The organism is Actinomyces sp. 594, assembly GCF_019325145.1.
GTDB lineage: Bacteria > Actinomycetota > Actinomycetes > Actinomycetales > Actinomycetaceae > Actinomyces.
On record NZ_PIZC01000009.1, the window covers coordinates 74,806 to 99,486 of the forward strand.

Annotated in this window: 20 protein-coding genes; 10 read left to right on the top strand and 10 right to left on the bottom strand. The window is 69.5% G+C overall.

The window, feature by feature from the left end:
- Nucleotide 1: 1 nt before the first annotated feature.
- The gene (locus GZ998_RS00865) at nucleotides 2–235 is read right to left on the bottom strand and encodes a hypothetical protein (RefSeq protein ID WP_219108401.1); all 234 of its coding nucleotides are present in this window, start codon (nucleotides 233–235) and stop codon (nucleotides 2–4) included.
- Nucleotides 236–468: 233 nt separating this feature from the next.
- Here GZ998_RS00865 and GZ998_RS00870 point away from each other — a divergent pair, with 233 nt between their 5' ends.
- The 3 genes from GZ998_RS00870 to GZ998_RS00880 all read left to right on the top strand — a co-directional run bounded on the left by GZ998_RS00870 (nucleotide 469) and on the right by GZ998_RS00880 (nucleotide 10,097).
- Nucleotides 469–7,002, top strand: a complete 6,534-nt coding sequence (locus tag GZ998_RS00870) for a DEAD/DEAH box helicase (RefSeq protein WP_219108403.1) — start codon at nucleotides 469–471, stop codon at nucleotides 7,000–7,002.
- A gap of 1 nt (nucleotide 7,003) precedes the next feature.
- The gene (locus GZ998_RS00875) at nucleotides 7,004–9,505 is read left to right on the top strand and encodes a UvrD-helicase domain-containing protein (RefSeq protein ID WP_219108405.1); all 2,502 of its coding nucleotides are present in this window, start codon (nucleotides 7,004–7,006) and stop codon (nucleotides 9,503–9,505) included.
- 310 nt (nucleotides 9,506–9,815) lie between these two features.
- Nucleotides 9,816–10,097, top strand: a complete 282-nt coding sequence (locus GZ998_RS00880; protein ID WP_219108407.1) for an addiction module antidote protein — start codon at nucleotides 9,816–9,818, stop codon at nucleotides 10,095–10,097.
- A gap of 109 nt (nucleotides 10,098–10,206) precedes the next feature.
- On the opposite strand, the gene GZ998_RS00885 is transcribed toward GZ998_RS00880, so the two are convergent.
- The 5 genes from GZ998_RS00885 to GZ998_RS00905 all read right to left on the bottom strand — a co-directional run bounded on the left by GZ998_RS00885 (nucleotide 10,207) and on the right by GZ998_RS00905 (nucleotide 13,310).
- Complete coding sequence (locus GZ998_RS00885; RefSeq protein WP_219108409.1) at nucleotides 10,207–11,052, bottom strand: alpha/beta fold hydrolase; 846 nt, start codon at nucleotides 11,050–11,052, stop codon at nucleotides 10,207–10,209.
- Between the two features lie 855 nt (nucleotides 11,053–11,907).
- Nucleotides 11,908–12,099 carry a hypothetical protein gene (locus GZ998_RS00890; protein ID WP_161924938.1) on the bottom strand — a complete coding sequence of 64 codons (192 nt, stop codon included), beginning with the start codon at nucleotides 12,097–12,099 and terminating at the stop codon, nucleotides 11,908–11,910.
- Between the two features lie 157 nt (nucleotides 12,100–12,256).
- Nucleotides 12,257–12,658: a hypothetical protein gene (locus tag GZ998_RS00895; RefSeq protein ID WP_162678995.1), complete on the bottom strand. Its 402-nt coding sequence runs from the start codon at nucleotides 12,656–12,658 to the stop codon at nucleotides 12,257–12,259.
- Nucleotides 12,655–13,074: a type II toxin-antitoxin system VapC family toxin gene (locus GZ998_RS00900; RefSeq protein WP_162678996.1), complete on the bottom strand. Its 420-nt coding sequence runs from the start codon at nucleotides 13,072–13,074 to the stop codon at nucleotides 12,655–12,657. Before GZ998_RS00900 ends, GZ998_RS00895 begins: the two co-directional genes overlap by 4 nt.
- Nucleotides 13,071–13,310: an Arc family DNA-binding protein gene (locus GZ998_RS00905; protein ID WP_162678997.1), complete on the bottom strand. Its 240-nt coding sequence runs from the start codon at nucleotides 13,308–13,310 to the stop codon at nucleotides 13,071–13,073. Before GZ998_RS00905 ends, GZ998_RS00900 begins: the two co-directional genes overlap by 4 nt.
- A 638-nt stretch (nucleotides 13,311–13,948) precedes the next feature.
- On the opposite strand from GZ998_RS00905, the gene GZ998_RS00910 reads away from it, so the two are divergent.
- Nucleotides 13,949–16,597, top strand: coding sequence for a DEAD/DEAH box helicase (locus GZ998_RS00910; protein WP_219108411.1), 2,649 nt, complete (start codon nucleotides 13,949–13,951; stop codon nucleotides 16,595–16,597).
- 170 nt (nucleotides 16,598–16,767) lie between these two features.
- Here the strand turns inward: GZ998_RS00910 and GZ998_RS00915 are convergent, their stop codons facing one another.
- From GZ998_RS00915 to GZ998_RS00930, 4 genes are all read right to left on the bottom strand, one after another.
- Nucleotides 16,768–17,529, bottom strand: coding sequence for an A24 family peptidase (locus tag GZ998_RS00915; RefSeq protein WP_219108412.1), 762 nt, complete (start codon nucleotides 17,527–17,529; stop codon nucleotides 16,768–16,770).
- A gap of 266 nt (nucleotides 17,530–17,795) precedes the next feature.
- Entirely contained in the window at nucleotides 17,796–18,215 is a 420-nt protein-coding gene (locus GZ998_RS00920; protein ID WP_219108415.1) for an Rv3654c family TadE-like protein, read from the bottom strand.
- A gap of 8 nt (nucleotides 18,216–18,223) precedes the next feature.
- Nucleotides 18,224–18,553, bottom strand: coding sequence for a TadE family type IV pilus minor pilin (locus GZ998_RS00925; RefSeq protein ID WP_219108417.1), 330 nt, complete (start codon nucleotides 18,551–18,553; stop codon nucleotides 18,224–18,226).
- Between the two features lie 184 nt (nucleotides 18,554–18,737).
- A complete protein-coding gene (locus tag GZ998_RS00930) occupies nucleotides 18,738–18,980 on the bottom strand; it encodes a DUF4244 domain-containing protein (protein ID WP_161924944.1) in 243 nt (80 codons plus the stop codon).
- Between the two features lie 167 nt (nucleotides 18,981–19,147).
- On the opposite strand from GZ998_RS00930, the gene GZ998_RS00935 reads away from it, so the two are divergent.
- The 6 genes from GZ998_RS00935 to GZ998_RS00960 all read left to right on the top strand — a co-directional run bounded on the left by GZ998_RS00935 (nucleotide 19,148) and on the right by GZ998_RS00960 (nucleotide 24,629).
- The gene (locus GZ998_RS00935) at nucleotides 19,148–19,285 is read left to right on the top strand and encodes an excalibur calcium-binding domain-containing protein (RefSeq protein WP_161924945.1); all 138 of its coding nucleotides are present in this window, start codon (nucleotides 19,148–19,150) and stop codon (nucleotides 19,283–19,285) included.
- A 9-nt stretch (nucleotides 19,286–19,294) separates the two neighbouring features.
- Nucleotides 19,295–19,855, top strand: coding sequence for a cyclophilin-like fold protein (locus tag GZ998_RS00940; RefSeq protein WP_202616209.1), 561 nt, complete (start codon nucleotides 19,295–19,297; stop codon nucleotides 19,853–19,855).
- A gap of 115 nt (nucleotides 19,856–19,970) precedes the next feature.
- Entirely contained in the window at nucleotides 19,971–21,311 is a 1,341-nt protein-coding gene (locus tag GZ998_RS00945; RefSeq protein WP_161924946.1) for a DUF4921 family protein, read from the top strand.
- Nucleotides 21,312–21,449: 138 nt separating this feature from the next.
- On the top strand, nucleotides 21,450–21,785 hold the full coding sequence (locus GZ998_RS00950) for a hypothetical protein (protein ID WP_162679004.1): 336 nt from the start codon (nucleotides 21,450–21,452) through the stop codon (nucleotides 21,783–21,785).
- 64 nt (nucleotides 21,786–21,849) lie between these two features.
- Nucleotides 21,850–23,889: a hypothetical protein gene (locus tag GZ998_RS00955; protein ID WP_219108419.1), complete on the top strand. Its 2,040-nt coding sequence runs from the start codon at nucleotides 21,850–21,852 to the stop codon at nucleotides 23,887–23,889.
- Nucleotides 23,886–24,629, top strand: a complete 744-nt coding sequence (locus GZ998_RS00960) for a hypothetical protein (RefSeq protein ID WP_219108421.1) — start codon at nucleotides 23,886–23,888, stop codon at nucleotides 24,627–24,629. Before GZ998_RS00955 ends, GZ998_RS00960 begins: the two co-directional genes overlap by 4 nt.
- Nucleotides 24,630–24,681 lie beyond the last annotated feature (52 nt).

Here is a 24,681-nt window from a genome sequence, read left to right on the forward strand (position 1 = left end):
CTCACTTCCTCCTCAAGAACTTCTCGCGTGCATGCATCGCATGAAAGACGAGATCGTCGTCATTTACACCGATTTCCAGAAGCTGGCCGGACCTCGACGGACCGACGACGATCACATACCCGTCTAAGTAGTGAACGATCACGGGGTTACTCAGCGCATGGTTGATGTCCTCACGAGAGATGCCATGCCTCCACGCGCTCTCCAAGTACCCCACGGCGGTAAGCGTAGTTTCCATGCGATGCACGCGTCAACAACAGTTACCATGATAACGATGCAAACGCCCAACACGGTAATCGCAGGCCAACTCCCTCGAACCACCCCAACCCCTGCGGTACCCTCGCCCCTGTGAGCCGCATCTCCCGCCGGGCCCGCCGTCCGCGTCCTACCGCCCCGTGCCGGGCGCGCCGCCTCACCCCCAAAGCCGGGCTCAGCCCCCTCCCCCGCCCCTCCGGCCCGCGAGGCTGACCCATGTCCCTCCTGCTGCCCAGCCTCCAGGCCGAACGCATACGCCGCTCCATCGTCGACTACCTCTCCACCAACTTCGCACTCACGGACGCGGAGCCGCGGCGGGCCCTCGCCGACTTCCTCCAGGACCCCGAGCAGGGCATCTTCGTCGGCCCCTACGTGCGGCTGCGCCTGCCCTACCTGCCCGCGAGCGCCCGCTCCGACGCCCTCGACTGGGACCCCGGGCTCGCCCCCTACCGGCACCAGGAAGACGCCTACCGGCGCCTGACCACCAAGGACGGTCACCGCCCCGAGCCGACCATCGTCACCACCGGCACCGGCTCCGGCAAGACCGAGGCCTTCCTCCACCCCGTCCTCGACCACGTGCTGCGCGCCCGCTCCCAGGGCATCACCGGTATCAAGGCGCTCATCCTCTACCCGATGAACGCCTTGGCCGCCGACCAGGCCGCCCGCCTCGCCCGCCTGCTCGCCTCCGACCCGGCCCTGGCCGGCGTCACCGCCGGCCTCTACACCGGCGACACCGCCCAGGACCACAGCCGCGTCACCGCCGACTCCCTCATCACCAAGCGGCGCCAGTTGCGCCAGTCCCCGCCGGATATCCTGCTGACCAACTACAAGATGCTCGATCAGCTCCTGCTGCGCCCCGAGGATCGCGAACTGTGGCGGGCTTCCGCCGCCTCCCTCACCTACCTGGTGCTGGACGAGTTCCACACCTACGACGGCGCCCAGGGCACCGACGTGGCCATGCTGCTGCGCCGCCTCGGCCTGGCCCTGCGCGACCTGCTGCCCGGCGACGACCCGCGCCGGCAGGCCTTCGACGCCTCCCCGCTCGGGCCCGTCTGCCCCGTGGCCACCTCCGCCACCCTCGGTGACGGCGGCGACCCCACCCGCATGCTCGCCTTCGCCCGCGACGTGTTCGGGGTGGACATGCCCGCCGACGCCGTCGTCCTGGAGTCCCGCGCCAACCTGGAGCAGTGGTCCGTCTCCCGCCGCGCCGCCATCCCCGCCGGCGCACTCGGCGAGCCCGTCCGCCTACGCAACCTCACCGGGCCGGCCCTCCAGGCGCTCGCCGACCTCGCTCGTGCGGGCGCCACCGACCCCGCCGCGCTCCTCGCCGACACCGTCACCGCCCTGTACCGGCGTCCCGACGCCGCCAGCGCCCCAGACTCCGACAGCCCGGGCGCCGCCCTCGCCTCGCCCCTGGCTGACCCGACCGATCCGGCCGATCCGTTCGAGGCGCTCCCCGACGCCCCGGTACTCGCAGCCGCCCTGCACTCCCACCCGGACGTGGTGGAACTGATCCGCGCCGCCGAGCACGCCACCGCCCTGAGCGATCTCGCCTACCGCCTGTTCGGCCCCGCCCCCGATCCGGAGACCGCCCGCCTGGCCCTGGCCACCATCCTCGCGGCACTATCCGCCATTCGCGCCGGCCTGAACGGCACCCCGGACCGTAGCGCCGTCGGCGTGGAGGTCACCATGTGGATTAGGGAGGTCACCCGCGTCGATCGGGCCCTGGACACCCGCGCCGCCTTCAGCTGGTCCGACGACGCCCCCGCCCCCACCGAGGATGACGTGCCGGCCCGCCCCGCCGTATACTGCCGCTCCTGTGGCCGCTCCGGCTGGGGCATTGTCCTGGCCCCCACCGGGCAGGGCGAGAAGCACGACCAGTCCACCATCCGCCGCGACCACCTGCTGGGGGACACGCGCTTCCGCGCCCTACTGCACGCCCCCGGCGAGGAGGCCGACTACCGCGCCCGCCTCGACGCCGGCGACCTCAGCCCCGAAACCCGCCACCCCGGCCTGCGCTGGTACTCCGTGGACGGCCGCGAACTACTCACCCGCCCGCCGCAGGACGCCGACCTGGAAACCCGGGAGGGCCGCTTCCTGCCCGTGCTCACCCTCACCGGGGACGAGCGTGCCGTCGCCGACGGCTCCACCCACGACGAGTGCCCCTCCTGCGGCGCCACCGACTCCATCCGCTTCCTCGGCTCCGCCGTAGCCACGCTCCTGTCGGTCTCCCTGACCACGCTGTTCGGCGATGACGCCCTCGACGACGCCGAGAAGCGTGCCCTGATCTTCACCGACTCCGTGCAGGACGCCGCCCACCGGGCCGGATTCGTGGACCAGCGCTCCCACACCATGAGCCTGCGTTCCGCCCTGCGCGGCGCACTCACCGCGGACATGCCGATCGATGCCTGGGCGGATGCCGCCCTCGACGCCGCCGATGCCAGCGCCTTCGACCGCTACCGGCTGGTGCCCTCCGCCCTGGCCGAGCATGAGCGCTTCAAGCCCTACTGGGATCCGCAGGCCACCGCCCGCAGGCGGCGCACCGCCCGGGATTACGTGCGGCGTCGGCTCCTGTTCGACATCTCCCTGGAAGTCGGCCTCCAGTCCACCTACGGGCGCACCCTGGAGGCCACCGGCTCCGTCACCGTGCACGTGTCCGCCGGACGCGCCGGCGCCCTGAACCGCCTGGCCCGCGCGGCCATCGGTGAGGACGGCGGCGAGCAGCAGACCTTGCCCGGATTCGACGGCGTCGGTGACAGGGACCTGCTCGCCTGGGTGCGCGGCACGCTGGAGCACATGCGCCGCGACGGCGCCATCGACCACGAATGGCTGACCCGCTACAAGCGCGACGACGGCAAGCGATTGTGGATCTGGTACAAGCGCAACCGGCGCCAGGGGCAGCCCGCCTTCCCCGCAGGCCGCACCGCGCCTGCCTTCCCCCAGGTCGGCGGCAGTCTGGACACGCGCCGCTCCGCCTTCGTGCCCGTCGGCTCCCCGCAGTCCTGGTACGCCACCTGGACCCGCAAATGCCTGCATGTCACCCCCACGCACGCCGCCCGCTTCGCCCGCGCCCTGCTGGCCGGCCTGGCCAAGGCGGAGATCGTTTCCGCCACCACAACCAACACCGGCGGCACCGTCTACGGCATCCCCGCCGAACGCGTCATCGTCTCCCCGCTTCACGACGCCACCGGGGAGGAACTGCTCCTGGTGTGCGACACCTGCCGCAGCCAGCTGCCGGCGGCCGCAGCCACCGTGGACCAGCTCGACGGCGCCCACTGCCTGACCGCCGACTGTCCCGGCACCCTTGAGGCCCGAGCGCACCAGGCGGAGAGCTTCTACCGGGACATGTACGCCGGGGCGCATGTGCGGCGCGTGGACGCCCACGAGCACACCTCACTGCTGGACTCCGAGGAGCGCGCCGCCGCGGAGGCCGGCTTCAAACGCCCCGTACAGAGGCCCGGCGACCCCAACGTGCTGGTGGCCACCCCCACCCTGGAAATGGGTATCGACATCGGGGACCTGTCCACCGTCATGCTCGGCTCCCTGCCGGACACGGTCGCCTCCTACGTGCAGCGGGTCGGACGTGCGGGCAGGCGCAACGGCTCCGCCCTGGCGCTGGCGTATGTGCCCGGCAGGCGTGAGCAGCTGCCTCGGCTCAAGGACCCCGCCAGCCTGCTGGACGGATCGGTCAGGCCGCCGTCCACTTACCTGGGGGCGGAGGAGATCCTTCGCCCCCAGTTCATCGCCTACGTGATCGACGTGCTCGCCCGGGAGAATCACCCCGCTGTGCCCTCCGGCGGGCGCAGCGGCGACGCCCGCACCGCCCTGAGCGGGGGCGACGACTCCTTCATAGGCGCCGTATGCGAGCGGATCTCCCGTGACGGGGCGATCCTGGCGCGCAGCTTTGCCGCCACCTTCACCAACCGCCCCCCGGCACTGACCCGCCTGGAGGCCTGGATCCGGCACGACGACGGCGCTGGACCCCGGGATATGCTGCAGCGGGCCGTGGCCGAGCACCGGGCCGAGGCCGAGCAGCTGCGCCGCCAGCGCAAGCAGGTCGATGACGCCCTGTCCGAGTTGCGGGCCGCCACGCAGCGGCCTAATCCCACCGAGGAGGACCAGCGGGCCCTGCGCGCCGCCGAAGGCACTCTAACCGCCATCAAGGCCCGCCTGGTGGACCTGGAGCAGGAGCACTGGATCTCCGCCCTGGAACGGCACGGGGTGCTGCCCAACTACGCCCTGATCGATGACACGGTGCGCCTGTCCGCCCGGGTGTCCTGGCGCAACCCGGAGAACGACGAGTTCCACTCCGAGCCCTACGACGTCGACCGTCCCTCCGCCCACGCCCTGAGCGAGTTCGCGCCCGGCGCCACCTTCTACACCCACGGCATGGAGATGGGTATCCAGGGCGTTGACGGCTCCGGGCTGAGTGGGCAGGCGCAGTGGTGGCTGTGCTGCCAGGCCTGCGGTTACGTGGACGTCCGGCCCCCGCAGGAGGAGGTGCCCGCCGCCCCCGCGCAGTGCCCCCGCTGCCATGACACCGCCATCGCCGATGTGGGGCGCGCCCGCAGGGTGCTGCGCCTGAACCGGGTCTTCGCCGACGTCTCCAAGGATGACGCCCGCATCGGGGACGGCAGCGAGGAACGCATCCGCACCGGTTTCGAGGTGCTTCCCCTGGCCGACTTCAACCCGGAGCGGGTCAAGCGCAAGTGGAGCGTTAGCGCCTCCGGCTTCGGACTGGTCCGCTACCGGGGCCTGACCCTGCGCTGGCTCAACACCGGGCGGGCCCTGGCGGGGCAGGCCGTGGACCAGGTCGCCTCCCTGCCGGTCTCCTCCCGCGACTTCCGACTGTGCGAGGCCTGCGGCAAGCTCGACACGGACACCGGCGTCTCCAGCCCCTCCGAACACCGGCCCTGGTGCGAGCACCGCACCGACCCCAAGGAGCACGTGATCCAGGTGGACCTGATGCGGGAGCTGACCACCGAGGCCATCGCCCTGGTGCTCCCGGTGGGGCTGGTCGGCTACCGGGAGGGCCTGACCTCCCTGGCCTCCGCAATCCTGCTCGGCCTGGAGCTGCTGACCGGCGGCGCCCCCGACCACCTGGCGATCACTTCCGTCCCCTACCCGGTGGCGGACGGCGAGGCCGGGGAGACCCGCCCCGCCCTGCTCCTGCACGACGCGGTCCCCGGCGGCACCGGCTACCTGACGGACTTCGACGGCCCCGAACGACTGTGGGAGCTGATCGTCACCACCGGCCGGCACCTGGAGGAATGTCCGTGCCGCGGTGAGGACGCCGCCATGTGCCACCGCTGCCTGCAGCCCCATGCGGTATCCGCCGGAGTGACCCGCGCTGCCGCGCTGCATGCATTGCGGCAACTGCTGGGCATGGATGAGGAGGAACTGTTCACCGACCTCGACCCGCACGTGCCCACCTGGGCGGTGACCGATGAGCCGGTACACGCCGGCGTTGGCGAGAGTCCCCTGGAGGCCAGCTTCCGCACCGTGCTGGCGCGGCGACTGAGCAAGACCATGAACGTGACCACCGTGGCCAGCCCCTCCGGCGCGCCCGCGCTCGACCTGGACGGTGGCCGCTGGCGCATCCGGCCGCAGCTCGACGCTCACGGCACCCGCCCCGACTTCACCTGCCAGCGGCCACTGGGGCGCTCTCCCATCGCGGTCTACACCGACGGCCGCGGCTACCACGCCAGCCTGTCCCATAACCGGCTCGCCGACGACGCCGCCAAGCGGGCCCGTCTGCGCGCACACGGATACCGGGTCATCTCCCTGGGCTTTGAGGACCTGACGGACGCATGGGAACCCATCTGGCTCGACGATCCCGCCGTCACCCAGTTGCGTACCGGGATGCCGCGCCCCACCCGTGCGGGCGCCGTCACCGAGCAGGCCCTGACCGCCTGGCGCGGCGGCCCCATGGAGCTGCTGGTGACCATGCTGCTGGACGACGCCGACGGTCAGGGCCCTACCGGCACGGCCCTCAGCGCCCTGGCCGACTCCGTCTGGAGCCCGCTCATCCTCGGCGCCACCCGTCACCTGCCCCTGGCCGGGGGCGCCGCCATGCGGTATGCGCCCGCCACCAGTCCTAACAATGACCCCCTGTGGGAAGCGCTGCGGGCGCTGCGCCCCGGCAGCCGTCTCCCCGAACCGACCACGACCTCCGCCCAGACCTCCTGCTCGGTGTTCGTGGCCGATCACCTGTCTCTGGCAATACAGCTCACCGGCACCGCCACCACCGGCATGGCGCTCGTGCTCGACGACTCCGAGGAGGCCCTGGCCTCTCCGGTTCACGCCGAGTCCTGGCGCACCTGGCTGCGACTCAGCAACGTGCTCGCCCTGGCGCAGGCGCCCGTCACCATCACCACCACCTCCCTTGCCCTGACCGAGTTGCAGGAACGGGCCGCCGCCGAGGCCGCCGTCAGCGGCAGCGGGGTCCCCGTCGAAACCATGCATGAGCTCGGCTGGGACGCCGTTGACACCACGCTCATGGCTGAGGAAGTCCGGGCCCTGTTGCCCCACCTGGCCCGGGCCGGCATTGCCCGCGACGGCGAGGGGCAGGAGGCCGCCGACGGCGTCATGACCGAGCTGTCGTGGAAGGAGCAGCGGGTCGCCGTCGTCTACCAGCCGCTCGAAGGCGACGTGGCAGTATTGCAGGCGGCCGGTTGGCGGGCCGTCGTCGCCGGGGATGACCCCGCAGCCACCGCCGCAGAAGTCTCCGCACTCCTGAAGGAACACTGATATGCCCGCAATCGTCTGGCCGAGCAGCAAGGTCAAGGACGCGACCGCCAAGGATCCGTCACTGCAAGCCAAGATCGGCCCGTTCCTGAACAAGCTCGCCGGCGACGCCACCAGCGCCGGTCTGCATGTGGAGCCGATCCGGAATGCTCGGGACCGGCGCGTGCGTACGGCCCGGGTGACCGACTTCTACCGGGCGGTGCTGTTCGAGCTGAACGCGGATGCCGAGCCCGTCTATGTCTTCCACGGCATCTGGCCACACGACGATGCGATCAAGATCGCCGAATCCGTCACCGTACGCATCAACCCCGCCAACGGCATCACCGAGGTGACCCGGATTCAGGACGCCATCGCACAGGGGGCCGACGCCGTCGAGCAGGCCCGGCGAGAGGCGCAGGCCAAGCTGGATGCCGCCCAGCGTGAGGCCGCGGAGATCGCGCGCGAGGCCGCCCGCCTCCAGGCCGCCAACGCCCAGGCGCGTCAGGACGCTGCTTCCGCCGCGGCGTCGGGATCGCCTGCGCACCCGACCTCGGGGGCGGTGCAGGACGGTCAGGCAACGGGAGCCGGGGCCGCCGCAGGAACAGGGGCCGCCGCTGCGTCTGCCCCGGATGCCGCGGCGACGGTCCTGGAGGACGCCGTCGTCGTCGCCAGTCGCGATGCCGCCCCCACCTGGCCGCAGGGCCTCAGCATCGAGGTGCTGCGCGACGAGCTCGGCATCGACGTCACGCTCGCCGCCGCTGCGCTGGCAGCCACCCGCGAATCCCAGCTGCTGGACCTGGCCACCACCGCGGAGGTGCCCTGGCAGGGGGAGGCGCTGCTTGCCCTGGCCACGGGCTCCACAATCGATGACGTCCGCGATGACTTCCAGTTGCGCCGCCCGGAGCAGGTGGCCGCCGACTCCTCCGACTCGGAGCTGATCGAGGGACTGCGCACGCGCGCCGCCCGCTCCTCCTTCACTTGGATCGAGAACGATGAGGACCTGCGCCGCGCCATCGACGGACTCACCTTCGCCCAGTGGCAGGTTTTCCTCCACCCCCAGCAGCGAGCACTGGTGGAAAGTCGCCCGAACGGACCGATGCGTATCTCCGGCGGTGCCGGGACGGGTAAGACCGTCGTCGCCGTGCACCGTACCGTCGAGTTGGCCAGGCGTGACGCCGCAGCCGGGCAGGAGCCGCACATCCTGCTGACCACCTACACGCGCAACCTGGCCGACGACCTGCGTCGGCAGGTGGCGGAGCTCGAGCCGTCGCTCAACTTCACCGAGCAGGTGGGACAGCCCGGCCTAATGGTCAGCGGACTGGACAAGGTGGCCCGGGCGATCTTCCAGCGGGCCGGGGACGCCATCGCCGACACCGCCTCGCAGGTGCTCGGCAGGCGGCGCACGAACGTGCTGGCCGTGACCCGGAAGAACCTGTGGGATGACGCCCTGACCCTGACCGGCGATGACCTGCCGGAGAACCTGCGCTCCAAGGACTTCTTGGAGTCGGAGTACGAACTGGTAGTGCTGCCGCAGCGAGTGACCACGCTCCAGCAGTACCTGCGCATCCGGCGGCCGGGCCGAGGCGTGGCGTTGGACCGGCACAAGCGCGCAGCCGTGTGGAACGTGATCGAGAAGTATCGGGACCGCAGTGCCGAGCTCGGCGTCGCCTCCTTCGCCGAGCTGTTGGCGCTTGCCGCCGCCTGGCTGGATGCGCAGGCGGAGCGCGGAGTGCCCCGGCCGTACCGGCACGTACTGGTGGATGAGGCGCAGGACCTCACGCCGGCCCACCTGCAGCTGCTGCGCGCGCTGGTCGAGCCCGGGCCCGATGACCTGTTCCTGGCGGAGGACTCACACCAGCGGATCTACGGCAAGAAGATCACGCTCAGTCACTACGGCATTCAGGTGCGGGGCAGGTCGCGGCGGCTGACGCGCAACTACCGCACCACCCGGCAGAACCTGGATCTGGCCTTCGAGATCCTGGAACGCGGCACGTTCGAAGACCTGGAGGGCCAGGCGGAGCAGCACCACTATGTGTCCCCGCGCTCCGGGCCCGACCCGCTGCTGCTACACGCCAAGGACCATGCCGCCGAACTCGATGATGCTGCGGCACTGCTGAACCTGTGGCTCGAGGAGGACCGCGACTCGGGGGCGGGCGCCCCGGAGTCCATCGCCATCCTGGTGCGCGACCGCTACCAGCGGGACAACGTCGTCACCGGCCTGGCGCACCGAGGCGTGGAGGTGCGCCCCGTGGACCGCGAGGCCGTCGGCCGAGGCCGGCCGGTGGTCATGACCATGCACCGCGCCAAGGGGCTGGAATTCCGCAAAGTGCTGCTCTTCGACGTGTCCGTGGAGGCCATTCCCCGGTCCCTGCGGGAGCAGGAGTACTCCGAGGCCGATCACGACGATGCGCTGCTGCGCGAGTGCTCGCTGCTGTACGTGGCCGCCACGCGCGCCCGCGACCAACTGGCCATTTCCTGGTCCGGCCAGGCCAGTCCCCTGCTGGAAGGGGTACGCGGGGCCGAATGAGTACCAGGCACCGGGGCGGCGCTACCGTGCTCGCCGATAGTTCCCCAGCCAGATCTCCAGCTCCTCGGAGCCACGCCGACGGATCTCCCTTCGGGCGACTCAGCACGAGTGCAACAGCGATCCCGGTCTAATTCACGTCAGAGACGAGACCTACTGTGGCCGCGATGCGAATCGAAGGGAGGCGACGACATGACAGACCGTATCTCAGAGGATACGATCTGCTCCTCGGGGACAGCAAAGGAAGCCAACGCGCCGACATCAGCAAGGCACGCACGATACTCGAGGACCTCAGGAGAACAGGAGACTGGACATGAGCCTCATACGCTGGGACGCGGCCGACTACCTGGACGATGACGACGCGATCATCGCCTACCTGAACGAGGCCGCCGCGCAGGACGATCCCAAGCTGCTTCAAGCAGCCCTCGGCGATATCGCCCGCGCCAAGGGCATGAGCGGGATAGCGGAGCAGGTCGGCGTCGGACGCGAGTCCCTGTACAAATCCCTATCCGACACTGGCAATCCGTCCTTCCAAACGGTCGCCCGGGTGGTCCGCGCCCTGGGCGGTCGCATCACCATCACCACCGCGGAATAGTCCCGGCAAGGCGAACGTCTACCGGTCCGCCTCGGCCAAGCGACGTCGGCGCGGCCACCTGCGCGCGACATTCCAAGACGCCTGACTGAAGCCTTCCCTGCAGCGCCTGCTAGTCGCCCACCACGAAGGCCCGCACGCGGGCGGCAGCCTCGTGAGGCGCCTCCGACAGCATCAGGTGCGTGGTGTCGGGGAAGTCGTCGGCCAGGGTGAAGCCGCCGGTGACATGCGCGCGTATGTAATCGGTGTTCACCGTCGAGTACAGCGGGATCTCGGGCATCAGATACAGGAAGGGCACGTCGATCCGGTCCATCACCGGGCGCTGGTCGGTGCGGAACAGCGAGTACCACAGAGCAGCGAAGGACAGCGGGTCGACCGACTCACGCATCGCCTCAATGGCCTCTTCCTCCTGGTCGGCCGGCAGGTTCTGCAGCTTCGGGTTCATGAGGGTCTTGGCGATGTACCAAGAACCGTAGCCGCCGTCGTCGAACAGGCGGTCCAGATCGCGGTGGAAGTCCTCATCGGTCCACTCGCCTCTGCCGATGCCGCCCTTCCAGCCGTCGTTGCGCAGGTACGGCGACATGTCCGCCGCGACGATGCGCCGCAGGCGCCCGGTTCCATACTGGCCCACATAGCTGAAGATGGCGGCAGCCCCCATGGAGTGGCCGACGGCCGTGACGCCGTCCAGCCCGAGCTGCTCGACGACGTCGTTCAGGTCCTGCCCGAGGGTGCGCACGTTCAGGTGCATGCGGGCGCGGTCGGAATCGGCGTGCCCGCGCTGGTCGTAGAAGACCACCCGGTAGTCCTGATTCAGGTCGTTGATGAACTCCGCCAGGTCATAGTGGGAGGAGCCCAGGCCGTGGATCACCAGGAGCGTCTCCTCCGCCGCGCCCGATTCCTTGGCGGGCAAGTCCTCGTAGTAGAGCCGGGTTCCGTCTTGCGTGACGATGTGTGGCACGTTCTTCCTCTCAGGGTTTGGGCTCTCACCGACGCCAGCAGGGCAGGCGCGCCCGGAGGGCGTCGGAAGGCCTCATGCTGCCTGATATGCGGCCCGCCCCGCTATTGACCGCCCTCCGGGTGGCCCGGGGATCCCGGCTGATCGAGGCCGGATCAGCGGGATTCACCGGCCCCTGAAACCTTCCCGGGCTGGTGATCTCGATCCGGTTCGGAAAGACTCAACCCGCCCGGGATCCCCACCGACGCCGTAGAACAGGTGCACGACGGTGTTGACCGGACCCTCTGGCCAACCAGGTTCTTCCGGCTTGGGGGTGTGGCGATTGACGGTGCGGGTCTCCGCGACGCCACGGTCTGCCGGTGCTGAGGCTGCGGGGCAGCAGAGTGTGTTGGGTACGCCCCTTCGGCGTTTACTACGCCTGTTAGACCTGTGCTGAAGGCTCCGGAGCCCTTCAACAGACACCTAACCGGCGTACTAAAGCCCTAACCGGCGTAGTAGACGGCCCCGGGCACCAAGGACCGTCACCCCCGCCTCACAACCCAACGGCCCGCGCCGGGCGCCCCGGCACCGGCCGCACACCAGCCCCCGCCACGCGGCTTCCCTCCGAAGCGCATCATTAGACTCCGTCGCCCCGCCGCCTGCCACGCCGTCGGCAGCCGCGGCCAGCACCTCATCCCGCTCCGCATCCTCCCGGCCCGTCCAGCCACCGACCGTGGTGAGTACGTCGAGCATCTCCGGCGCGGGCGCACGACGGAACAGGGCGCGAACCATGTCCAGCTCGTCCTCGTCGCGCCCGCCCTCGCGGTACAGCTCGGCCGCACGCAGCAGATCAATCCAGTACCCGCCACCTCGCCTGCGTCAGTAGTCCAGGTTGCTCATGGACACGCACCCCTCGTCGACCGCCCGGTCCAGGTAGGCCATTGCCTCCCGACGGCGACCCGCAGCAAGCAGCCGCTCGACGATCGCCCCGTACTCGGCGTGCTCGCCCAGGCTCAGCAGCTGGACGGCGCGGTCGACGTCGCCGTCGTGATCGGCTAGCTCCAGCAGCATCTGCTTCAGCTCAAAGTCCGGGCTCCTCCCCTCGGTCTCGGCTGCCGCCTCCGCCTTGGCCGCCGCACGCCGGCAGACGTTCAGGCCCTCGTTCCCCAGCGCCGGCAGGAACTCCGCCAGGGTGAGCGAGGGCCACCCGGAGGATTCCAGGCGGAACTTAGCCAGCTAGCGCCCAAGCTTGCCCGGCGCGGGCGGGCTCGCGCAGCAGGCGCGGGCGGGCTCGCGCAGCAGGCGCGGGCGGGCTCGCGCAGCAGGCGCGGGCGTAGAGCCTCACGGCGCGCTGGCAGACATCGACTGCCACGCCGCTGGAGTCGTCAATGTTCCTCTCCAGCTGCTTGCGCAGGCGGGTGGTGTTGTGAAGTCGTGCGGGCGCCGCCGCCCGGGCGCCGTCAGCGATTCGAAGTTCGCCGACCGCGTCCACCAGGCCTGGGCCGCGCCCGTAGACGGCCCCGTCAGCGGCTGTGGCAAGCGCCGCCTCGGTAAGCGAGCCGAGCGATTCGATGCGCATACGGTAATCGTGGCAGATGCCGTCTGAGGCGCCAACCGAACCGGTACTCATGCCGTCCACGGATCGATGAGTTTCAATCCCATTGGCTTGAAGTCGCGCCCATTCCGCGTGGCCAGTGTCATCGAGTGGGCATACGCGATTGCCCCGATAAGGGAGTCCATCACCGGCAGGGGGCGCCCTTTGGCGGCTGCCCGCGCCTGCAACTGCGCCCACGCGCTTGCGGCAGCATCATCGAACGGAAGGACCCTGTCACTGAAGAACGGCAGCAGCGTCTCCTCCAATCGGTACTGGAGCGTGTCTCGTCGTCGCCCTTCCGGCAGGGCCAAGACACCCCGCCGCAACTCGGCAAGCGTCAGGGCGGTCACGAACAGCGACTCCTGAGGCTGCCGATCGAGCCATTCAACAACCGCCGGCTCCGGTGCACTACGCAACGGCTCGGAGATGACATTCGTATCGAGAATGATCACGACAGGTCCACCGGGACATAGGGAGCGTCGTCACGATCCATGTCGAGTTCCACAGGCCCGACCTCGTCGCGTATCGAAGTCAGCAGCGAACCAAGGCCGGGCCGGTCATTCGCGGCAACAGCCCGTCCCAGGATCTGCCGTATCTCGGCCTCCATGCTGCGACCATGCGACTTCGCCAGCGCCTTCAATGCCCGGTGGGTCCCATCGGGCAGGTTCCGAACCAGAACATCTGCCATGACAGCCTCCTGCTAACACTTTCGTAAAATGCTAGCAAGATGCTCCTACTCGCGACAACCCCATGATTACGAGGTCCTCCCGGGATGGCGCGGGACGCAATCTGCTCATGAGTAAGGCTTGGCACCCAGCTGCGACTCGGAAGAGCACCACCGAGATCGCGGAAGCAGCGGCATCGCGTCCATGCCTCGCGGTCGCCGATCACGTATATGCCCATAAGGCTCCGACTTGCACGCAACCGTTCCGACGCCGACTCCCAATTCCGTGCGATTCCGCGGTTTCACTGAAACAGCCTCGGCGGCAGAACACCTCCAGTGTGCAACGAGGCCCTCGTTGCACACTGGAGCGTCATCACCAATCTCCAGCCCAATCGCCATTTCCGCGTGATTTCAACGAAAAGACACGATCGGCCGACTTTGTCCTGACAGTTCCAGTGTGCAGCCGCACCGGCTCGACCCGGGCCGGCCCTTCCCCGCACGAAACCTGCGTCGCTCGGGACGGGCCCCACCCGGCGCCGGCCCCGCCCGGAACCTACACAACCCCAACGGCTCCACTCGGAACCGCCCCGCTCTCTCCACCTCACCCCCGCCCGACCACCCGGCTATCGGTTCCCGTCAGGCCCCTGCGGCACACTTGCCCCATGACCACCCAGCCGCACTCGCCCGCGCGCAACCTCACCGACCTGCTCGAAGGCATCGGCGCGCGCGACAGCCGGCTGATCCACCTGCAGCGCACCCCGGCCCGCCCCGGCCGCCACGGCGAGTGGCCCGCCTGGGCGGACCCCGACCTGATCGCCGCCTACGCCCGCCTGGGCGTGGACCGCCCCTGGACGCATCAGGTTGCCGCCGCCGACTCCATTCACTGCGGCCACCACACCGTGCTCGCCACCGGCACCGGTTCGGGCAAGTCCCTGGCCGCCTGGCTGCCCGCACTCTCGGAGGTCCTGGCCGCCCAGCGCGCAGACACCGATAGCCACATTTCCGCCTACGGGCGCCGCCCCACCGCCCTGTACCTGTCCCCCACCAAAGCACTCGCTGCCGACCAGGCCGCCGCCCTGGGCCGCCTGATCACCGAGTTGGAGTCGGTTCAGCGCGAGGCGGGCGTGCCGGGCGGCTCACTGCGCACGGTGCACGCCGCCACCTGCGACGGCGACACTCCGCTGCCCGAACGCGACTGGGCCCGCGCCCACGCCGACGTCGTCCTCACCAACCCCGACTTCCTGCACTTCTCGCTCCTGCCCGGCCACGAGCGCTGGAACCGCCTGCTGCGCTCGCTGCGCTACGTGGTGGTCGACGAGTGCCACGCCTACCGCGGCATTCTCGGCGCCCACGTGGCCCTGGTGCTGCGTCGGCTGCTGCGGCTGGTGCGCCGCCTGCGCCCGCACGGCCCCGAGCCCGTGGTGCTGTGTGCGTCGGCGACGGCGGCCGAGCCGGCAGTCACGGCGGCCCGCCTGATCGGGGCGGAGCCCGAGGCCATCACCGCCATCACCGACGACGCCGCCCCCACCGGTGAGCACACCCTCGCCCTGTGGCAGCCGGCCCTGTTGGATCCCTGGGCGGCCTGGGAGAACTCGGTGGCGGCCCTGGCGCAGGCGAGTGACTTCCCCGCCGCCGACCCTCGCCTGAACCACCCGGGCGATGTGACCGCATCTTCGGTGGAAGACGACCCCTCCTCGGCGCAGACGCCGACCAGCCAGGCAGACTCGCCGCACCCACCGGCGCCATCCCCCGCCTCCCGGCCCGCCACGCCCGTCGGCCCGGACACGGCCGACCCGACGGAGGACCCGGCCGCCCGCCGCAGCGCCGTCGTAGAGGCGGCCGAGCTGCTGGTGGACCTGCTCAGCGTGGGCGCCCGGGCGCTGGTGTTCGTCCGCTCGCGCCGCAGCGCGGAGATCGTGGCCGAGCGCGCTCGGCACACGCTCGGCCTGTCCCAGCCGGAGCTGGCGGGCACGGTCGCCGCCTACCGGGGCGGCTACCTGCCCGAGGAGCGGCGCGCCCTGGAGCAGGACCTGCGCCACGGCCGCCTGCGGGCCCTGGCCACCACCAATGCCCTCGAGCTGGGCATCGACGTCACCGGCCTGGACGCCGTGATCATCGCCGGCTGGCCGGGAACCCGGGTGAGCCTGTGGCAGCAGGCGGGACGGGCCGGGCGGGCCGGCAGCCGCGGGGTGGCGGTGCTGATCGCCTCCGACAATCCGCTGGACGCCTACCTGGTCCACCACCCGGAGGACGTGTTCGCCGCCCCGGAGGCCACTGTCTTCGACCCCGCCAACCCCTACGTGCTGGCCCCACACCTATGCGCGGCGGCCTCGGAGTCGCCGCTGCGCACCGACGACCTGCCCCTGTTCGGCCTGCCCGACGAGTCCCTACTGACGGAGCTCGCCGCCCGCGGGGCGCTGCGACGCCGCCCAACCGGCTGGTTCTGGAACACGAGCCTGCCGGGCCGGGCACAGGACCTGACCTCCTTGCGCGGGGACGGTCCGGCGGACGTGCCCGTGGTGGAGGAGGCGACCGGCGCCGTCGTCGGCACCGTGTCCGGGGCGTCCGCGGACTCCACCGTCCACCCCGGGGCGGTCTACATCCACCAGGGCCGCACCTACCTGGTGGAGGAGCTGACCGAGGAGGCGGCCGTCGTCACCCGCCGGACGGCGGTCGGCTACCGCACCCGGGCGCGCGAGCAGAGCTCGGTGCGCATCGTCGCCGAGCGGGAGCGGCAGGAGTGGGCCGACGGCGTGGTGTGGGCCTTCGGCTCGGTGGAGGTCACCAGCCAGGTGGTCGGTTACAACAAGCTCGCGCTGCCGGGTATGGAGGTGGTCTCTCAGCATCCGCTGTCCATGCCCGAGCATGTGCTGCCGACGGCGTCGGCGTGGTGGACGGTGCCGGTGGAGCTCACCGCCCGCGCGGGCCTGAAGGCGGATGAGCTGCCGGGCGCCCTGCACGCCGCCGAGCACGCCATGATCGGCATGCTGCCACTGCTGGCCACCTGCGACCGCTGGGACATTGGCGGACTGTCGACGGCGCTGCACCCGCAGACGCTCGCGCCCACGGTGTTCGTGCACGATGCACAGGCCGGTGGCGCCGGCTTCGCCGAACGGGGTTTCAGGGCGGGGCGCGCCTGGCTGGAGGCGACGCTTGCGGTGGTTTCCGAGTGCGCGTGCACCGCCGGCTGCCCCAGCTGTGTGCAGTCGCCCAAGTGCGGCAACAACAACGAGCCGCTGGACAAGGCCGGCGCAATCGCGCTGCTGCGCCTGCTCCTGGATGCCATCCCCGACGACGTCGCGGCCGCGTAATTCCGTCGGGGCTGTTCGCACGGTGGCGGTCATGCCGCCCCCGGGTTGTGTGCCCGCAAACACCACCGCCATGACGGCGGCGTAGAGCGCCGGTGACATTGGCCCGCCCACCGCGACCGGCGCCCCGGCCGCGACCGGCGCCCCGTGCCCGGTGCGGCGTTAGGCCATGGTCACGCCACAGCCAGCAGCCAGGCGAGCCAGCCGCCCGCAGCCAGGTAGGGGCCGAAGGCGAGCTTGTCCTTGCGCCCCGCCCGGCGGGTGAGCAGAAGTCCGATGGCCATCAGCCCGGCGAGTATGAAGCCCAGTATCAGGCCCGTGACCACCCACTCCACCGCGATGTAACCGAGCCACAATCCCAGCAGGGCGCACAGCTTCACGTCCCCGAGCCCCATGCCGGAGGCGGGTATGAGCCACATCGCCAGGATCGCCGCCCCGGCGCCCAGTGCGCACAGCACCGCCCGCCCCACCGTCCACGGCTCCGCAGCTGACGGCGCGATCAAGACCATGTTTCCCAGGGCGCGTATAGCCATGACCGCCAGTAGCCAGAGCGCGGCGGTAACGAGCAGGCGATTGGGCAGCCGGTGGCAGACGGCATCGACACTGCCGGCCACGCCGAGCAGGGCCACCACCGGCAGGGCGAGAGCCGTATCGACCACCGCCCCGTGGCCAAGTCCCCAAACCAGGGTCACCGCGCACAGGAGCGTTGCGAGCGCCCCCTGTGAAAGTGGGTCAAGCAGTCGCTGGAAGCGTATGCGCACAGTGTCGGTGGCGGCGTCCGCGGAGTCCTCCTGGTCCTGGTTCTCCACGGCTCGCTCCAGGCCGTCCACGTAGGCCCGCGCAAAACCGGAGGCGGGACAGGCGGCTACACCGACGGAGGCCACGGCGGTCAGGCAGGCCGCAACCACTGGCAGTACGGCAGCAGCATTCACCATGTCATCCTCTCATCACTTCTCCCGCCCATCCCTCCTACCGCGGCACCCGGTGCCGGCCCGTTCCACCCCGGTGCTCGACGTCGCAGGGAATTTACGGGGCCGGGTGGCGTTGGTAGCAGCGTCACGCCGACACCGACGTAGTGCCCTGCGGCTTCCTGATCGGGCCGCGGCTGCCCCGGTACAGCTGATCGGGCCGCGGCTGCACCGGTACGGCGGACCGGGGCAGCCGGGCGGGGTTCCCGCCGACGGCGTCTCCGCCGCGTCACTCACAGCGGGTTGACCGGTCCAGCCCGGGCGGCAGCACCGGCACGGCGCGGATTCCCGAGTACTCGGGTGGGCACAGTGACCATGACCGTGACGTCCTCGCCGTCAATCTCGCATGTGCCCAGTTCTGCGCCGTTGGCCTGGGCCACCCGTTGGGCGGTGGCGCAGGGGTCGGCGGGGGCGAGCACCGAGCTCAGCGCCGTCGCCCCGGCAAGTGCCGCCAGGTCGGCCGCCAAGCGGGCCCGCCCGGCGGCGGCCTGGGCCTGAATCAGTCCGGCGGCGCCCAGGGCCAGGCACAGGGCGACGGCGATGATGCCCAGCACCATGACTGTGCCGGAACCCCGCTCGCGGCCCGCCGGCGCCCCGGCACGGCCCGTGCCGCACGCCCGTGTGCCATTGCCCGGGGTGAGGAACGGACGCATGGCCCGCCTCATGGCACACCTGCCTGCGCGGAGGCGGGCTCGGTGTAGGCGCAGGCGCGCGAGCGGGCGGTGAGCCCCAGTCCGCCCAGTGGCCCTGGGACCCGGCGGCTTGCTGTCACACAGGTGAGTTCACCGGTTTCAACGCTGACCGTTACCGGGCCGCCCGCCCGCTGGGCGGCGCCGACGACGTCGCCTGAACCGATCGCGGCCTGACGGGCGGCCACGCGGGCGGCGTCGGTGACCCGCAGCTGGGTGAGGCCGGCACTGATGGTGGCCAGAACCAGCAGCAGGACCAGTGCGACCGCGGGCATGGTGACGGCGAGTTCGGCCGTCACCATGCCCGCCTCGTGCCGCCCGTGCGGGCTGCGGGACTGCCGCCCGCCACGGCCATGCGCAGCCTCCGGGTCAGAACGGCCGCCCTGGCTGCTGGGTGGTCGGCCCGGGGAGGATGGGACGGCGCTGTGAACTAGGCGGCTCGCGGGCGCGTTCGACCACGGGTTCGGTGGTGTCCACATGTCCGCCTCAGCCCACCGAGAGCGCGGACTCGATGACGCCCCGCAGGATGCCGGACAGGCTCCCGGACCGCATGATGGCCAGCAGCAGGCCGGCGAATGCCGCAGCCGCGAGGGTGCCGATCGCGTACTCGGCGGTGGCCATGCCGGCCTCGCCGTCCGGGTCGGGCGCTCCGTCCGGCCCGCGCAGGAAGGGCGGGTTACCGTGGGCGAGGGCCCAGGCGTTGTGCAGCGTCAGCAGGGTGTGCTTCATGGTCTCCTCCTTGAAGAGTCGGGGGATGTGGCCGGCGTTGGCCGTATCCCGCGGGTGGCTTGCCCGCGTATCCAGCGTCGGGTAACCGCCCCGCCCGCGCATCTGTGCCCTTCGAGCCCTGTGGATTGGGGGTGCGCGAACCGCCCCTGTGGACGCCGGTGCCTCTGATGCCACAGCAGGACACCTCGGTGTACTACAAGAATTGCAGCGAGGCCAGGGAGGCGGGTGCCGCTCCGATCCATTCCGGCGAACCGGGCTACCGCAGCGCGCTAGACCGCGACAATGACGGAATTGCCTGCGAGTAGACTGGAGTAGTGTCACGCTTCGCTTACATGCCGACCCGCCGTCGTCTGCTGCAGGGCCTGCCCGTTGTCCTGAGTGCCCCGGCACTGGCGGCCTGCGCCCCACGGACCGGCGGTGCGGCGGCGTCGTCGGCAACCGGCCGTGAGGTGTCGGCCCCCGCGGACGCCTCCATCAGCAACCCGTCCGCCGCCTCGGAGGCCACCATGTCCCCCATCCCCATCCATATCAGCCTCGGCAATGCCTTCGAAGGCACCGTCATGGAGGCGACTCTCGATGACAATGCCGCCACCCGCTCCCTGCTCGCCCAGCTGCCCCTGGAGGTCAGCTTCTCCGACTACGGCGGCCAGGAGCTGACCGCCTCCCTGCCGCAGGACCTGGACACCACGGGCATGAGCGCCGGCGCCCCACAGCCAGGTGATATCGGCTGGTACGAGCCCGGCAAGGTGCTCGTCCTGTACTACGCGGCCGTCGGCTCCTGGCCGGGCCTGTACGTCATTGGGCACACCGACTACGACGTCGTCCTCCTCGCCAGGCAGGCCGACATGCCGGCTTCGATCACCCGGGCGCAGTAACGCACTGGGCAGCAGCCTCCGCCTTGGGCTGAGCACCGAAACTGCGGGGTGGGCCGCCGGGAGTGAGCGGCCGATATCGGCCCGGTAGGGCGACGGCGGCGCGATACTTGGGGGCATGCTCCAGCCGTACTCCCCCTCCGCCGAGCCGCTGACGCGTATGGCGGACGGGACCGTCAAGCAGATCAGTCCCTTCACCGGCACCGAGGTGTGGACCGTGCCCGGGCGTGGCAACCGCCCCATCTCCCACCCTGCGGCTGAGGTGCACGAGCTCACGCAGGCCGAGCGCACGCGCGCCTGCACCTTCTGCCCGGCGCACTACACCGAGACCCCGCCGGAGAAGTCCCGGGTGGTGGCCTCTCCCGGCGGAGGCTTCGAGCGGATCGACGCCCTGCCCGCCTCCGAGCTGTTCGACACTGTCGCCGAGTTCCGCCGCATCCCGAACCTGTTCGAGATCCTGTCCTACGACTACTGGCACGCCAACCACGGCTATGAGGTGCCCGACGCCGCCCGGGAGCGGATGGAGGCCTACCTGGCCGATCCTGCGGGGGCCGCCCACGTGGCCCGGGTGGCCCGCGCCAAGCTGCGCGCCTCCGGACGCAGCCCGGAGGCCTGGGAGAGTATGGACGATGACGCCCGCCGCGAGTACCTGGCGGCCTTCTTCGCCGGCGGTCACGACGTGATCGTGGCGCGAAGGCATTTCACCGACGACGCCGTCGACTCCTCCGCCCTGGCCGGCTCGGGCACGCTCACCCCGGCCGAGCACCGCGCCTATGTCCGCCTGTCCGTGCAGGCCGCCCACGACCTTTACCAGGCCAACCGCTGGGTGCGGTATGTGGCGGTGTTCCAGAATTGGCTGCGCCCGGCCGGGGCCTCCTTCGATCACCTGCACAAGCAGCTGGTCGCGATTGACGAGCGGGGCGTGTCCTCGGAGCTGGAGCTGCAGCGGGTGCGCGCCAACCCGAACCTGTACAACGAGATGGGCGTGGACTACGCCGCCTACCGGGGGCTGCTGGTGGCGTCCAACGAGCACGCCGTCGCATTCGCGGGCTTCGGGCACCGCTACCCCACGCTGGAGGTGTATTCGACGTCGGCCACCTGTGAGCCGTGGCTGATGAGCCGGGACGAGGTGGATGCCGTCTCCGACCTGCTGCATGCACTGCACGCCGCTACGGGGGCGGATGTGCCCAGCAACGAGGAGTGGCACCACAAGCCGCTCGACGTCGACCAGCCGATGCCCTGGCACATCACGCTGAAGTGGCGGGTGTCCACCCTGGCGGGCTTTGAGGGCGGCACCAAGATCTACCTCAACACGATCGACCCGTGGACGCTGCGGGACCGGGTGGTGGCGCGCTTGGAGGACCTGCGGGCGGACCGGCTGATCGCGCCCATGGCGGTGGGCGAGGAGTGCCCGACTACGCCGAACCGGCTGCTGTACAACCCGGTGTTGGGGCGGTGACTGGGTGACTGGCTGCCCTCCTTGGTAGCAGCCGAGGCAGACAGCACACGCCGTGTGACCTGAAGCACTCGCACTCGCATTAACAAAACGGTAGGGTAACGGGAGTCTCGTTTCTTGAACCCTGCTGGGAGGCCACGCATGTGCGGTGACACGGACGCCGACGACCCGGGCCCGAAGCCCAATCTCTACCGCGACGCCCTGTATGACCACTACACGGACGTTGGCAACTCGATCTCCTACAAACTGACCCCACCCAATGGCGCCGGGCATGTCTGCACTGGGGTTTGCCAGGGGGCCGCGAATGCATGGAAGTCGCCCGCATCGGATGACTGGGTCGAGGGCATTGACACGCTCGGCTCCAGCATCCGGAAGGCCTTCAGCGACTACAGAGATGACATCTACGACGCACATGCTGCGGAGCCGGAGACGGTTGAGGTCCCCGGCGAGGATTCATGGAAGGCGGATTGGGAGTGACGCGCAGGTTTCCACCTGCCATTCGCTTCCCCAGCCCGCATCGCCTGCTTGAGGAGACAAGACTATGACGCTGGTCAAGGTCAATATTGAGAATCTACGCTCCGCGGCCACCTCGCTGTCCACCATCGCGGAAAACGTGGAGGAACTTTATGACACCACAACATCGGAGGGTCGCGATCTCAAGCTTTCGACGTCGTCGCTGGCGCATGTGCCCGAGCACGTGGAGAGTCTGCGGAAGGAGTCGACATTCCTGTCCGCGAAGGTCGATTGGATCGTCCTGATCAACTCCGACAGCGAAGGCAACCTGCCTGAGTCCGGGGAGGTTAGCTACGAGGTCAACGGTGAGGACCCGGACACCCTGGAGGAGATGGAGACCGCCCTCGGGGAGGCCATCGCGGATCTCGGCGCCGACATCGCCACCTCGGACTTTGAGAAGGGCGATCCACGCATAGAGACCCTGAACAAGTATCTGGATACCTGGGGCGGCAACAAGAATGTGAATGCCGCCCTGTTCAGCACTCTGGGACCCGATGGGACGCTGGCGCTGACCGAGGCGGTAGGGAACCACGTCGGCTTGGCCTTCAACGTAAGCGGGTCCGAGAGCGAACTGGCCCAGGAGACACTCGAGCAGCTCAAGCGCGGGCTCGGGATCGCCACCCAGCAGTGGGAGCCGGACTATGCGCAGCAGTTCGGCTCCGACCTGGTAGAGGCGGCGCAAGGTCTAGACTACGATTCCCCCTACTACCGGCTCGGGGACCGCAACGAGTCCCTGGCTTACCTCCTGTACAACGCCAACGGCACCAGTAGTCCATTCATACTAGGCGCAGCCGAGAAAATGGAGGAGCTCCAGCTAGCAGCTAATGAGCGCGGCCTACCCAGCCCGTGGGAATGGTATGGGCCCTCACGCTTCCTGCCCGACATGATCAACGAAACCGACGAGGGCTGGGCCTTTGACATCCCCTCGATCATTATGCATGACTTGGGTAGCCATCCCTCCGCCTCTTACCAGTTCCTTTCTGCCGATGACAGCCGGGTCAGCTACTGGGCAGGTCAGCATCCTTATACGAGGGGCGATCTGTCCGGCATTGCCGCCGCCCTGGACTCTGCCTCAACCTACGGACCCATCGTCGCAATGGACAGGCAAGGAACGGCCAGCATTGCCGCCCGTGGCCTGGAGGCGCTAGCGAACCGGGACGACTTCGGCGTCGAGCGAGGCAAACAAGGAGTCGAAGGAGCCCAGTCCCTTGAGCACATCCTTGAGACCTACATGGACTCCCTGGTCGACTCCTACGCAAACTCCCAAACGGACCCGTGCGGCGACAGCCCGACCTACGCCTTCAGCACAGTTACGGGGCAGATACTCACCGACCGCCCCTATTTCAGTGTCGGTACGCTGGATTCGATCCTCGCGGTTGTGGGCCGAGACGGACAGGCACTGATCGACCTGCGCACAGCGGTCAACGAAGCCGAAGCCAACTCTCTGCCCCCAGGAAGCGACCAAAGCGACATCGCTCAAGTGGCTGATGCTTGGGGCAGCACCGAAGGCGGCATAGCCAACGCCATTGGCACCGGTGGCATTAACAAGGCTCGCTCCAATGACGAGTATGCGCAGGCCTGGATAGATCTGGCCGGCAAGCCCGCCTCAGAACTAACCGGCCTGGCCAAGAAGTACGCCCCGGCGGGAACAGCCAAGGGCGTCGGCTGGGCCTCAGACGCACTTGTAAACTACCTCAAAGAACAAGCCAGCCAGACCTGGGCCAACACCGAGGAGAAGGCGAAAGAAGAACAAGAACTAATGGCGGACGAGGCATATTCCTCTTTCATGCGCAGACTCCTTTGGGCTGCCGACGCCGCCGGACTCAACGGCTACCAAAATCCCGACTTGGACCTCACGCTCGACGGATACGAATATGCCGTCGTCCAGGAGCCGGACGGCACTTACAGACTCATCACCCCAGAAGAATACGAACAACTGAACGAAGCCGACAGAGTTGCCGCAGATAAAGAGATACGGAATATCGCGACCAGCGATTACGGCATGGATGCCGCCGCAACCAACGCCGACACCAGCTTCAATCAGATGTTCCAGGAACGCTACCCATGATCCGGGCACATAGCCTTGCGCCGTTCCTGGTGCTGCTACTGGCGGTCAGCCTGGTCGCTGCTTGTGGTCACGGCGGCGCCGATCAGGAGGCCACCGCCACACCCGAGCCGATCCCCACCACAGCCCTGACCCTCGCAGACGTCCCCGGAGCAACCACACAGGCCGCCTACCCCGGAAAACGCGTGGAAGTACTCTGCAAACGCGTCGAAACCAGCATCTATAAACACGTTTTGCTCTCCGAGCCTGATCATGCCGTCACCGTCGAATACCAAGTCAGCGATGCTACGGTTTACGAGACTCTCGCGCTCGCTCTGACCACTACAAGACCCAACGGAAGCTTCGCGAACATCGCCACGGACATAGCCTCCTGCGACGGCGGCAATCAGGAGGTCCAGTTCTGGTCCTACGGCGCGCCCGATTCCGAGACCGGCGTACTCCACGCCACTGCGGGCCTGCCGGATGCCCTGGCGGGTTTCACCATGACCACCACCGGCGAGGATGGCGCCAAGCACCATATTGAGCGCATCTACGCAGCAGTCACCACCAACAACGGCGAGCACCCCGGCATCATCGTGCTGACCACCGTGTCCAACACCGACCAACCCGCAGCCCTCGCACCAATGGACCTGCTCGACACCGCCCTCGAACTCGCCAACGCCACCCTGGACCCCACCGCCATCACCACCGATATCGGCACCCGCGCCACACCCCACCCCACCAACACCACCGGGCAAGGGTGAAAGCATGACAACCACCCCAGCTAACCCCCACCACTCCCACGCGGCACCAGCC

Coding starts and splice junctions, on each gene's coding strand:
- GZ998_RS00865 (WP_219108401.1), bottom strand. CDS start 235: ATGGAAACTACGCTTACCGCCGTGGGGTACTTGGAGAGCGCGTGGAGG.
- GZ998_RS00870 (WP_219108403.1), top strand. CDS start 469: ATGTCCCTCCTGCTGCCCAGCCTCCAGGCCGAACGCATACGCCGCTCC.
- GZ998_RS00875 (WP_219108405.1), top strand. CDS start 7,004: ATGCCCGCAATCGTCTGGCCGAGCAGCAAGGTCAAGGACGCGACCGCC.
- GZ998_RS00880 (WP_219108407.1), top strand. CDS start 9,816: ATGAGCCTCATACGCTGGGACGCGGCCGACTACCTGGACGATGACGAC.
- GZ998_RS00890 (WP_161924938.1), bottom strand. CDS start 12,099: ATGCTGCTGGAGCTAGCCGATCACGACGGCGACGTCGACCGCGCCGTC.
- GZ998_RS00895 (WP_162678995.1), bottom strand. CDS start 12,658: ATGAGTACCGGTTCGGTTGGCGCCTCAGACGGCATCTGCCACGATTAC.
- GZ998_RS00905 (WP_162678997.1), bottom strand. CDS start 13,310: ATGGCAGATGTTCTGGTTCGGAACCTGCCCGATGGGACCCACCGGGCA.
- GZ998_RS00910 (WP_219108411.1), top strand. CDS start 13,949: ATGACCACCCAGCCGCACTCGCCCGCGCGCAACCTCACCGACCTGCTC.
- GZ998_RS00915 (WP_219108412.1), bottom strand. CDS start 17,529: ATGGTGAATGCTGCTGCCGTACTGCCAGTGGTTGCGGCCTGCCTGACC.
- GZ998_RS00920 (WP_219108415.1), bottom strand. CDS start 18,215: ATGCGTCCGTTCCTCACCCCGGGCAATGGCACACGGGCGTGCGGCACG.
- GZ998_RS00925 (WP_219108417.1), bottom strand. CDS start 18,553: ATGGTGACGGCCGAACTCGCCGTCACCATGCCCGCGGTCGCACTGGTC.
- GZ998_RS00930 (WP_161924944.1), bottom strand. CDS start 18,980: ATGAAGCACACCCTGCTGACGCTGCACAACGCCTGGGCCCTCGCCCAC.
- GZ998_RS00935 (WP_161924945.1), top strand. CDS start 19,148: ATGCCACAGCAGGACACCTCGGTGTACTACAAGAATTGCAGCGAGGCC.
- GZ998_RS00945 (WP_161924946.1), top strand. CDS start 19,971: ATGCTCCAGCCGTACTCCCCCTCCGCCGAGCCGCTGACGCGTATGGCG.
- GZ998_RS00950 (WP_162679004.1), top strand. CDS start 21,450: ATGTGCGGTGACACGGACGCCGACGACCCGGGCCCGAAGCCCAATCTC.
- GZ998_RS00955 (WP_219108419.1), top strand. CDS start 21,850: ATGACGCTGGTCAAGGTCAATATTGAGAATCTACGCTCCGCGGCCACC.
- GZ998_RS00960 (WP_219108421.1), top strand. CDS start 23,886: ATGATCCGGGCACATAGCCTTGCGCCGTTCCTGGTGCTGCTACTGGCG.